This is a genomic window from Microbacterium paulum, from assembly GCF_015707995.1.
GTDB classification, from domain to species: Bacteria; Actinomycetota; Actinomycetes; order Actinomycetales; family Microbacteriaceae; genus Microbacterium; species Microbacterium paulum.
This window is the reverse complement of record NZ_JAAGRY010000020.1, coordinates 38,472-45,508: the sequence shown is the minus strand read 5'-3', so window position 1 is coordinate 45,508 and position 7,037 is coordinate 38,472. Positions and strand designations below refer to the sequence as shown.

Annotated in this window: 5 protein-coding genes and 1 pseudogene; 5 read left to right on the top strand and 1 reads right to left on the bottom strand. The window is 72.0% G+C overall.

Annotation, left to right across the window (positions count from 1 at the left end; translation table 11 throughout):
• From G3N18_RS06745 to G3N18_RS06725, 5 genes and pseudogenes are all read left to right on the top strand, one after another.
• Positions 1–250: pseudogene (locus G3N18_RS06745) on the top strand (aminotransferase); the annotation flags it as partial.
• A gap of 245 nt (positions 251–495) precedes the next feature.
• Positions 496–1,626 carry a thiamine pyrophosphate-dependent enzyme gene (locus tag G3N18_RS06740; RefSeq protein WP_196383542.1) on the top strand — a complete coding sequence of 377 codons (1,131 nt, stop codon included), beginning with the start codon at positions 496–498 and terminating at the stop codon, positions 1,624–1,626.
• A 95-nt stretch (positions 1,627–1,721) separates the two neighbouring features.
• A complete protein-coding gene (locus G3N18_RS06735; RefSeq protein ID WP_196383549.1) occupies positions 1,722–2,687 on the top strand; it encodes an alpha-ketoacid dehydrogenase subunit beta in 966 nt (321 codons plus the stop codon).
• 25 nt (positions 2,688–2,712) lie between these two features.
• Positions 2,713–4,062 carry a dihydrolipoamide acetyltransferase family protein gene (locus G3N18_RS06730; RefSeq protein ID WP_196383541.1) on the top strand — a complete coding sequence of 450 codons (1,350 nt, stop codon included), beginning with the start codon at positions 2,713–2,715 and terminating at the stop codon, positions 4,060–4,062.
• Between the two features lie 46 nt (positions 4,063–4,108).
• Positions 4,109–4,732 carry a MarC family protein gene (locus tag G3N18_RS06725; protein ID WP_196383540.1) on the top strand — a complete coding sequence of 208 codons (624 nt, stop codon included), beginning with the start codon at positions 4,109–4,111 and terminating at the stop codon, positions 4,730–4,732.
• A 1-nt stretch (position 4,733) separates the two neighbouring features.
• On the opposite strand, the gene G3N18_RS06720 is transcribed toward G3N18_RS06725, so the two are convergent.
• The gene (locus G3N18_RS06720) at positions 4,734–6,890 is read right to left on the bottom strand and encodes a heavy metal translocating P-type ATPase (protein WP_196383539.1); all 2,157 of its coding nucleotides are present in this window, start codon (positions 6,888–6,890) and stop codon (positions 4,734–4,736) included.
• Between the last annotated feature and the right edge of the window lie 147 nt (positions 6,891–7,037).

The window sequence follows — 7,037 nt, the reverse complement described above, 5'->3', positions numbered from 1 at the left end:
TTCCGATCTCGCCGCCCGCCGCGACGACCTCGCCGCGCGCCTGCGCGACGCCGGGTGGGACGTTCCCGACGCGCAGGGCAACTTCGTGTGGCTGCCGGCCGGCGAGCGCGCCCTCGAGGTCGCCGCCGCGTTCGAAGACGCCGGCCTCATCGTCCGCCCCTTCGCGGGCGACGGCGTGCGCATCTCGATCGGCGAGCACGAATCGATCGATCAGGTCGTGCGCGTCGCGGCCTCCGTCGCGCCCCGCTGAGCCGCCCGCCCGCGCCGCCGCCGCCCGCCCGCGCCGCCGCGCGCCCGCGAATCACCACCCCCTCGCCGAATCACCACCCGATTAGCGCGCATCGCGTGGTGATTCGCGAAACGCGTGGTGATTCGCGGGATGCCTGGGGCGAGCGCGAGCGCGAGGCGGCGGTTGTGTGCGGACGACGGCGGTTCGGGGCATCCGTTGTGCCCGTCATGCAGACCTGCGCATACGCACGGGTCTAGCGTGGACGTATGACCCCGCCTGACGACCCGGCACTCGTGCGCGTACTGGCCTCTGACGGGACGTTCGCCCCGACCCCCGAAGCCGAGCGTTTTCTGCCCCTGATCGAGGCGCTCACCGACGCCGACCTCGAGACGTTCTACCGCGACATGGTGACCGTGCGGGCGTTCGACCGGCAGGCGACGAACCTGCAGCGCCAGGGCCAGCTGGCCCTGTGGCCGCCGTCGTTCGGGCAAGAGGCGGCGCAGGTCGGCTCGGTGCGCGCGACGCGCCCGCAAGACCACATCTTTCCGAGCTACCGCGAGCACGTGGTGGCGACGACGCGCGGCGTCGATCCGATCGACATCCTGCGGGTCATGCGGGGCCTGACCCACGGCGGGTGGGACCCGACCGACCCGAAAAACGGCAACACCCACATCTACACGCTCGTGCTCGGCTCGCAGACCCTGCACGCCACCGGCTACGGCATGGGTCTCGTCTTCGACGGGCGCTGCGGCACGGGCGACCCCGAGCGCGACACCGCCGTGATCGTCTATTACGGCGACGGCGCCTCGAGCCAGGGCGACGTGCACGAGGCGATGGTGTTCGCGAACACCTACCAGACCCCCGAAGTGTTCTTCCTGCAGAACAACCAGTGGGCGATCTCGGTGCCCGTCGCGACGCAGTCGCGCGCCCCGCTGCACCAGCGCGCCGCCGGCTACGGCATGCCCTCGACCCTCGTCGACGGCAACGACGTGCTCGCCAGCTACGCCGTCTCGAAGCTCGCCCTCGACGAGGCGCGCGCGGGCGAGGGCCCCCGCGCGATCGAGGCCGAGACCTACCGCATGGGCGCGCACACGACGAGCGACGACCCCACGAAGTACCGCACGTCCGACGAAGAGCAGTCCTGGGCCCGCCGCGACCCGGTCGCGCGCATGCGCGCATATCTCGAGGGGCGGGGGGCTTCGGCCGCGTTCTTCGAGGGGGTGGATGCCGAGGCCGCCGCCTATGCCGACGACGTGCGCGTGCGCACCAACGAGCTCGGCGGGCTCGAGGCATCCACGATGTTCGCGCACGTGTACAGCGACCCGCACCCGCTGATGGCGGAGCAGCAGCGCTGGCTCGCCGACTACGAGGCGTCGTTCGAAGGAGGTGCGGCGTGAGCGTTTCGACGAGCCCCGCGACGGGGTCCGAGACCGCAGCCGAGACCGGAGCCGGCACCGCTGCCGCCGCTGCTGCGCCGGCCGCCGTCGTGGCGATGCCGTTCGCTAAGGCGCTCAACGCGGGCCTGCGCGCGGCGATGGCCGCCGACGACCACGTGCTGATGATGGGGGAGGACATCGGCAAGCTCGGCGGCGTGTTCCGCGTCACCGAGGGGCTGCAGGCCGAGTTCGGCGACCGCCGCGTGCTCGACACGCCGCTCGCCGAATCGGGCATCGTCGGCACCGCGATCGGGCTCGCGATGGCGGGCTTCCGCCCGGTCGTCGAGATCCAGTTCGACGGGTTCGTGTTCCCCGCGTTCGACCAGATCACCACGCAGCTCGCCAAGCTCACGAACCGGCTCGAGGGCGCGGCATCGTTCCCCGTCGTGATCCGCATTCCCTACGGCGGGCACATCGGCGCGATCGAGCACCACCAAGAGAGCCCCGAGACGTACTTCGCGCACACGCCGGGCCTGCGGGTCGTGAGTCCGTCGACGCCGAACGACGCGTACTGGATGATCCAGGACGCGATCGCGTCGAACGACCCGGTGATCTTCCTCGAGCCGAAGGCCAAGTACTGGCTGAAGGGCGAGGTCGACACGGCCGAGCGCTCGCTGCCGCTGCACGCTTCGCGCATCGTGCGCCGGGGTACCGACGTGACCCTCGTCGGGCACGGGGCGATGGTGTCGACGCTGCTGCAGGCGGCCGCGCTCGCCGAGAGCGAGGGGACGAGCTGCGAGGTCGTCGACCTGCGTTCGCTGTCGCCGATCGACTACGGCCCGATCCTCGACTCGGTGCGGCGGACCGGGCGCATGGTCTACGCGCAGGAGGCGCCCGGCAATGTGTCGGTGGGCTCAGAGGTGGCCGCGACCGTTATGGAGCGGGCCTTCTTCGCGCTCGAATCGCCCGTCATCCGGGTGTCGGGCTTCGATGTGCCATTCCCGCCCGCCAAGCTCGAGGGCACCTACCTGCCCGACGCCGACCGCATTCTCGAGGCCGTCGACCGCGCCCTCGCCTATTGACCTCGCCGACACATCGGAGAACCGCATGAGCACGCAGACCTTCCACCTGCCCGACGTCGGCGAAGGCCTGACCGAAGCCGAGATCGTGCAGTGGCGCGTCGCGCCGGGTGACACCGTCGAGGTCAACGACGTGCTCGTCGAGATCGAGACCGCCAAGTCGCTCGTCGAGCTGCCGTCGCCCTTCGCGGGCACGGTCGGCGAACTGCTCGCCCCCGAGGGCGACACCGTCACGGTGGGGGCGGCGATCATCACGATCGCGGGTGCCGCCGCCGAGCCGGATGCCTCGTCGGGCCTCTCCACCCACGGCGAGCCGGCCGCTCCGGCCGAGCCAGAAGGTGACGGCGCCGTGCTCGTCGGGTACGGCACGGGCGGCGCGGTCGCCTCGCGTCGCAAGCGGCCCGCTGAGCGGGGGGCTGCAGTGCGCGCCTCGGTCGGCGTCGTCGCGAAGCCGCCGGTGCGCAAGCTCGCGCGCGACCTGGGTGTCGACCTGTCGCAGGTGACCCCGAGCGGCCCGGCCGGCGAGGTGACCCGCGACGACGTCGTGACCCACGCCGAGCAGGCGAGCGTCTTCCGCAACATCGCGACCCCTGCCGCTCCCGCCCAGCGCGAGCAGACGATCCCGGTGGCGCATGCCCCGGCATCCGTCTCGGCGCCCGCTGCGCCGGCCGGCGACCGCGAGGAGACGATCCCGGTGAAGGGCGTGCGCAAGGCCACCGCGTCGGGCATGGTGCGCTCGGCCTACACGGCGCCGCACGTGTCGGTGTGGACCGATGTGGATGCCACGCGCACGATGGAGCTCGTCAAGCGCCTGAAAGCCTCGCCCGACTTCGCCGACATCAAGGTCTCGCCGCTGCTGATCATGGCGCGCGCCGTGATCTGGGCGTGCCGGCGCACGCCCCTCGTGGGCGCGTCGTGGATCGACAACGAAGACGGCTCGGCCGAGATCCGGGTGCGCAACTACGTCAACCTCGGCATCGCCGCCGCGACCCCGCGCGGGCTTCTCGTGCCCAACATCAAGGACGCGCAGGATCTGTCGCTGCGCGAGCTCGCCCGTGCGCTCGAGAAGCTGACGCTCACGGCACGCGAGGGCAAGACGACCCCCGCCGACCAGCAGGGCGGCACCATCACGATCACGAACATCGGCGTGTTCGGGATGGATGCCGGGACCCCGATCATCAACCCCGGCGAGTCGGGCATCGTCGCGATGGGCACGATCCGGCAGAAGCCGTGGGTCGTCGACGGCGAGGTGCGCCCGCGGTTCGTCACGACGGTGTCGGGTTCGTTCGATCACCGCGTGATCGACGGAGACGGCATGAGCCGGTTCATCGCCGACGTGGCATCCATTCTCGAAGAGCCCGCGCTGCTGCTCGACTGACCGAGCGTCGATCGCGGCGCGGGGCCGACTGCGCGACAATGGAGGCATGCTGAGCGTATTCGTCGCGGCGCTCGCGGCGCTCATCCCGATCACCAACCCGATCGGTGCCGTCGCCGCGTACGCAGGCCTCTCGGCGCATCTCGACGCCGACGAGCGGCGGCGGCAGGCGTGGCGCACCGGGATGTATGTCGCGGTCATCCTGGCCGCGTTCGCCGTGCTCGGCACGCTCATCCTGCAGCTGTTCGGCATTTCGCTCGCCGCACTGCAGATCGCCGGAGCGCTCGTGGTGATGCATTCCGGATTCGGCATGGTCGTGCCGCGCGACGCGCCGCCGGCGACCGCTCCGGATGCCGTGCACGCCGCGACCAAGACCGACATCAGCTTCTCGCCGATGGCGCTGCCGCTCATCGCGGGGCCGGGCGCGATCGGCGTCGTGATCGGGATCGCCGCCCGCAACACGGGCGTGCTCGACCGGGTCGCGATCGTCGCCGCGGTCGTCGTGATCGCCGCCGTCATCGCGGTGCTGCTGCGCTACGGCACGCCGCTCGTCCAGAGGCTCGGGCCCGCCGGCGTCGATGGCATCACGCGGGTGATGGGCTTTCTCATCCTCGCGATCGGCGTCGAACTCCTCGTGCACGGGCTCACGGCCGCGTTCCCGGCGCTGGCGTAGGTCACCGCCGCCCGAGCACGCGCCGGATGGACGCCTCGGGCGAGAGATCGAGGCGGCGCAGCAGCTGCGCGTTGAGGGCGACGACGACGGTCGAGGCCGACATGAGCAGGGCGCCGACGGCCATCGGCAAGACGAACCCGATCGGCGCGAGGATGCCCGCCGCCAGCGGCACCGAGATGAGGTTGTACCCGGCCGCCCACCACAGGTTCTGCCGCATCTTGCGGTAGGCCGAGCGCGACAGGTCGATCACCGACACCACCGACCGCGGATCGGAGCTCGCGAGGATCACCCCGGCCGAGGCGATCGCGACGTCGGTGCCTGCGCCGATCGCGATCCCCACGTTCGCCTGCGCGAGCGCGGGCGCGTCGTTGACGCCGTCGCCGACCATCGCGACGCGGCGGCCCTCGTGCTGCAGGGCGACGATGCGGGATGCCTTGTCTTCAGGCCGCACGCCCGCGAACACCCGATCGATGCCGAGCTCGTCGGCGACCGCGCGGGCGACGGCCTCGGCATCCCCCGTGATCATGACGACCTCGACGCCGAGCGCGTGCAGCGCGTCGACCGCGTCGCGCGACTCGGGCCGCACCGCATCCGCGAGGGCGAGCCCGCCGACGACCTCGCCGTCGACGGCGACGTGCAGGATGATCGCGCCGTCGTGGCGCCAGCGGTCCGCGGCATCCACCTCGTGCGCGCCGATCTCGTCCAGCAGCCGCGGGCCGCCGACCCGCACCTCGTGGGCGTCGACGGTCGCGGTGACACCGACGGCGGGGGACGACGAGAACCCGTTCGAGGTGGGCACGGCGAGCGACCGGTCTTCGGCGGCTGCGACGATCGCCCGGGCGAGCGGATGCTCGCTGTCGGCCTCGGCGGATGCCGCGAGCGCCAGCACGTCGTCGGCGCTGCGACCGCCCGCGGCGTCGGTCGTCGCGATGTCGGTGACCGTCGGGGTGCCGGTCGTGAGCGTGCCGGTCTTGTCGAACACGACGACGTCGACGGTGCGCATCGACTCGAGGGCCCGGCGGTCTTTCACGAGCACTCCGCCGCGCGCCGCGCGCTCGGTCGCGATCGAGACGACGAGCGGGATCGCGAGACCGAGGGCGTGGGGGCACGCGATGACGAGCACCGTGATGGTTCGGACGACCGCCGCGTCGGGATCGCCCACCGCCGTCCACACGACGGCCGTGATCGCGGCGGCGCCCAGCGCGAACCAGAACAGCCACGCCGCGGCCCGGTCGGCGAGCAGCTGCGCGCGCGAGGTCGACGCCTGTGCGTCGCTGACGAGGCGCTGGATGCCGGCGAGTGCGGTCTCGTCGCCCGTCGCGGTGACCTCGACGCGCAGCCCCGAATCGGTCGCGACCGTGCCGGCGGTGACGGTGTCGCCGACGCCACGGGTCACCGGGCGCGATTCCCCCGTGACCATCGACTCGTCGACGTCGGCCTGCCCGTCCACCACCCGGCCATCGGCCGGGATGCTGCCCCCGGGCCGGACGACCACAACATCGCCGACGGCGAGGTCGGCGGGACGCACCGTGACGATGCGGTCGCCCTCGACCCGCTCGGCCTCGTCGGGCAGGAGGGCGGCGAGCGAGTCGAGTGCGGAGGTGGTCGCCGCGAGCGAGCGCATCTCGATCCAGTGCCCGAGCAGCATGATCACGATCAGGAGCGCCAGTTCCCACCAGAACTCGAGCTCGTGGTGCAGGATGCGGAGGCTCGCGCCCCACGACGCGAGGAAGGCGACCGTGATCGCGAGCGCGATGAGGGTCATCATGCCGGGCCGGCGGCTGCGGAGCTCGTCGCGGGCGCCCGTGAGGAACGGCCACCCGCCCCACACGTACATGACGGTGCCGAGGGCGGGGGCGACCCAGCGGAGCCCCGCGGGAACCGTATAGCCGAGGAGCATCGCGAACATCGGCGACAGCGCCACCACGGGCACCGCGAGCACGAGATTGATCCAGAACAGGCGACGGAACCGGGCGACATGACCGGCGTGGCCGCCGTGGCCGGCGTGGCCGCCGTGACCGGCGTGCGCCGCGTGGTCGGCGTGCGCCGCGTGGTCGGCGTGCGCCATGTGTGCCATATGGTCGCCGTGGTCTGCGTGCTCTTCGTGCGCCCCGGCGTGGCCCGCATGGTCGTGCGCGCTGGTCGTCGGATCGGACATCGGTGCTCCCCTCGTTCCGCCGCTCCGATGTTGCGGAGCCTCCTCTCCGCGACAGAATACCCCCCAGGGGTATCTCTCCACTGAGATTCCTTCATTGAGCAGCCTGGCTCGGCTCCCGCTCAGCGCCGAACGCCGGGTTGAGAACGA

Excerpts from the sequence above, each read along its gene's own strand:
- G3N18_RS06725 (WP_196383540.1), top strand. The coding sequence starts at position 4,109 with ATGCTGAGCGTATTCGTCGCGGCGCTCGCGGCGCTCATCCCGATCACC.
- G3N18_RS06735 (WP_196383549.1), top strand. The coding sequence starts at position 1,722 with ATGCCGTTCGCTAAGGCGCTCAACGCGGGCCTGCGCGCGGCGATGGCC.
- G3N18_RS06720 (WP_196383539.1), bottom strand. The coding sequence starts at position 6,890 with ATGTCCGATCCGACGACCAGCGCGCACGACCATGCGGGCCACGCCGGG.
- G3N18_RS06730 (WP_196383541.1), top strand. The coding sequence starts at position 2,713 with ATGAGCACGCAGACCTTCCACCTGCCCGACGTCGGCGAAGGCCTGACC.
- G3N18_RS06740 (WP_196383542.1), top strand. The coding sequence starts at position 496 with ATGACCCCGCCTGACGACCCGGCACTCGTGCGCGTACTGGCCTCTGAC.